Origin of the sequence: Rhodanobacter sp. C03 (assembly GCF_002001175.1) — a bacterium.
Taxonomy (GTDB): Bacteria; Pseudomonadota; Gammaproteobacteria; order Xanthomonadales; family Rhodanobacteraceae; genus Rhodanobacter.
Map to the genome: position 1 here is coordinate 1 of NZ_MUNT01000017.1, position 3,199 is coordinate 3,199.

Annotated in this window: 5 protein-coding genes; all 5 read left to right on the forward strand. The window is 55.6% G+C overall.

Annotated features, from left to right (window positions below; translation table 11 throughout):
* The first annotated feature begins 172 nt into the window (after positions 1-172).
* A complete protein-coding gene (locus tag B0E48_RS17340; RefSeq protein ID WP_139350357.1) occupies positions 173-493 on the forward strand; it encodes a hypothetical protein in 321 nt (106 codons plus the stop codon).
* Between the two features lie 791 nt (positions 494-1,284).
* Positions 1,285-1,614, forward strand: coding sequence for a hypothetical protein (locus B0E48_RS17350; protein WP_139350358.1), 330 nt, complete (start codon positions 1,285-1,287; stop codon positions 1,612-1,614).
* A 78-nt stretch (positions 1,615-1,692) separates the two neighbouring features.
* Positions 1,693-2,052 carry an Imm50 family immunity protein gene (locus tag B0E48_RS17355; RefSeq protein WP_217318114.1) on the forward strand — a complete coding sequence of 120 codons (360 nt, stop codon included), beginning with the start codon at positions 1,693-1,695 and terminating at the stop codon, positions 2,050-2,052.
* 19 nt (positions 2,053-2,071) lie between these two features.
* Positions 2,072-2,371, forward strand: coding sequence for a hypothetical protein (locus tag B0E48_RS17360; RefSeq protein WP_139350359.1), 300 nt, complete (start codon positions 2,072-2,074; stop codon positions 2,369-2,371).
* A 72-nt stretch (positions 2,372-2,443) separates the two neighbouring features.
* Complete coding sequence (locus B0E48_RS17705) at positions 2,444-2,740, forward strand: hypothetical protein (RefSeq protein WP_139350360.1); 297 nt, start codon at positions 2,444-2,446, stop codon at positions 2,738-2,740.
* The last annotated feature ends 459 nt before the right edge of the window (positions 2,741-3,199 follow it).

Here is a 3,199-nt window from a genome sequence, read left to right on the forward strand (position 1 = left end):
TCACGCCGTGTCGGCTTCTTCTTGGACTCGAAACTCAGCGAGGCAAAGGAACGCTGCTTCATCGGCGATGGGCTTCCTGGGAACGGCTGGCTATGATGCCGCAGACGGGAAATAAATCAGAGTGTCCTTAGGTGCCATGGAAACTTTGAGGCTGTCATTAACGCAAGAAGACTTGGAGCGTTTCTTCGGTACAGCTCCGTCCAAGTCCGATGCCGATGCTCCATGGCCATACAACGGGCTCACCTTCAATTTCTCTGGCGGCCCATATCAGGTCATCTTCTACATCATGCCGTCGTACAGGCACGTAGAGCTGTCCATTCGTTGCCCCAACGAACTTACGTATCAACTTACTGCCTCCGCAGTTAGCGACCTTCGTGTGCTCGGCGGCCCGACTCATGACACACTGGAAATCGTCATCTCGTCCAAAGACAGCGTCTTCATTCGCTTACTTCCGTCGGTGCTCGTCGCTCAGCAAGTCGGCGGTGGCACCTAACTACTCGTTCAAGGCGGACGGCTCCGCCGCCGCTTAACTCCAGCGTTAGTCGGTAGCTCGTCGTGGTTCTTCGTGTGGTGTGTTTCACCCAGTTTCGCGCTAGCTTGTCGTCCGTCGCCGCAGCAGCTCTTCGCGCAGCAACGTCGCAAGCCTGGGCATTCAGAGCTGGTAGTTTTGGGGCAGTCGGTTGTTCAAGCTGTGCGCTCGTCTCGGCAGTCGTTGTCGCCCGAGCATGCTGCGTGGCAACCGTCTAACATCTCATTCAAGCGGACGGCTCCGCCGCCGCTTAATTCCAGCGTTAGGCGGCATGGACATAGTTCACGCAATTTGGGATTTCTACGACGGCCCCAGAACTGGCGTCGCAAGCTTTCGTGGGCAGCCGAGCTACTTTTCCTGTCAATGGGACGCTGCTGCAGACGACTACAGTTGCAACTATGCGTTATCACCAATTGACGCAGAAACATTCGAGTTGGTGTTGCGGCAGTCGGCAATCTGGCAAAAGTGGGAGCTTGCCTTTCATGCCGGACAGGTTTCGAGCGAGTCACATCCAGGCTTCGGTGGTCGCGATCTACGATATGACCAACTTCAAGTTTTGTTGCAAGCCCGCATTGAGGCTCTTCCGGCTTCTAGTTCCGTTGTTCAAGCAAAATTCTATCCAGTGTCTGCGGATAGACTTTCGAATGGTGTCATGCAACCACTTCTCGTACAGTGGTCGGATGCCGCCTAACCAATCGTTCAAGGCGGACGGCTTCGCCGCCGCTTAACTCCAGCGTTAGGCAACAGGGGAATCCATGACCATCTTTCGTATGATTTGGCTTGCGACCATCGTTCTCGGCATCGGTGCTCAAATCATCATGTTCTCACTTCAAGTTGGCGCATTGCGTCGTTACAGGCATAAGAGCTTCTGGTTGCTCGCCGCCGGCAGCACGTGTTTTGCCACCTATGCGGCTATCGGGGCTGTTCCTTACTTTGTCACGCTCAACACATCGGCACTTTCTGGCCTGCTAAGCGTCGGCGTTGCTTTTGCGCTAATCGGTGTTGTTGTTGGCGTGTGGGGCACTACATCGTTATTTCGCCGGTTCGGAGAGCTTCAGCGAGCAGCCGCTGGCGTAATCAGCTAGGAGCTGCCTAACATCTCGTTCAAGGCGGACGGCTGCGCCGCCGCTTAACTCCAGCGTTAGGCACCCCAAGAAATGATTTTGCACGCCGAAACCGTCGAGTCCATCTTTGGGTACTGGCCCGAGTTTTCGGATGGCCGTATCGAGTTCTTCTCGTTCGAGCGGCCAGGCATCATCTGCCTCAGAATTTCCTACATCGACTCCAACATCCAAAAGGCAGCTGTCGTCAGCCTTCGGTTCTCGGGCGTTACCGACCTAGATCTCTCAGAGCTCCGCTCCGAGAACATTGTCGACGTCCTAAGCATCTCTTCCGAATCTCCTACTGTCGTTACAATCGAGGGCTGCTACGGTTTGTGCGGCACCTTCAAGTGCAACGCGGCGGAGGTTGCGGGTGTGGTGCCTAACCACTCGTTCAAGGCGGACGGCTTCGCCGCCGCTTAACTCAAGCGTTAGGCTATCTATGTCCGAGTGGTCACGAATTGTGTATCGAGAGTTCTGCGATGCACCGCGCGCAGTGATCGCGCAGCGCGACGGGAATCTATATTTCTTTGACTCTCGCTTCGATGACGACCTGGATTGCTATCTGGAGTACTACGAGGTCTGGCGCCTACCGCTACTTCCCGACGAGCGGTTAGCTGGCTCTTGGGTCGGCTTAGAGAAATTGGCACTCGAAAGACTTCCAAATGTTGGGCTGCGCGACCTGCCGTTTGAGGTTTCAAGCCGCAACACCCCCGATGCCGATGCTGCTCGTTCAAAGTGAGGTATGTTGCGCCTAACAATTCGTTCAAGACGGACGGCTTCGCCGCCGCTTAACTCCAGCGTTAGGGCTCAAATGGAAGTTTCCCAAGCGATCGAGACAAATGTCCGGGCCACGTTCTCATCACAAGACGCTGGCACGGCGCTCGTCGTACTTGCCGGCATGCAGCAACCACCTTCCACACCTGAGTGGGCAGCAGCAAGAGTTCGCGTGCAAATTGCAGCTCTCATGCTCGCCAAAGGAGATGTCGAGTTGCTTCGCAAGACAATCAAGCAGGCCCAAGTAGACTGGCGCGACACCCTTATGGCTGCAGGTCTTGGCAATGCAAATTGGCCATCTGTCGCAAGCGCCGCCGGCTTCGCAGTTTCCTAGGGTCGCGGTTGAGCCCTAACATCTCGTTCAAGGCGGACGGCTTCGCCGCCGCTTAACTCAAGCGTTAGATCCCATGAGCAGAACTTGCGACAGTTCGATGCATAGAAGCCGGCTTCTCGCCAGCCAAACAGCCGTCTGCTACTACTGCTTTGCCGAGTTCCCGCCGTCGGCTATAAGTGAGTGGTGTGACGCAATCGGCGAGGAGCAGGGGCAAACTGCAATCTGTCCTCAGTGCAGCGTAGATGCGGTTGTTGGCTTCAACGGTCCTGTCGATGCAGCATGGGTTCAAGCTGCGCATCAAAAGGGGTTCGGCTAGCATGGGTTCTAACAATTCGTTCAAGGCGGACGGGATAGTTCCTTCGCTTTAGTGGACACCCTGAACTACCACTTCAGGAGTCCACAAGATGCCCAAGCCAGGCCCGCGAACCACCTATCGTTACACCCATGATTTCAAGGCGA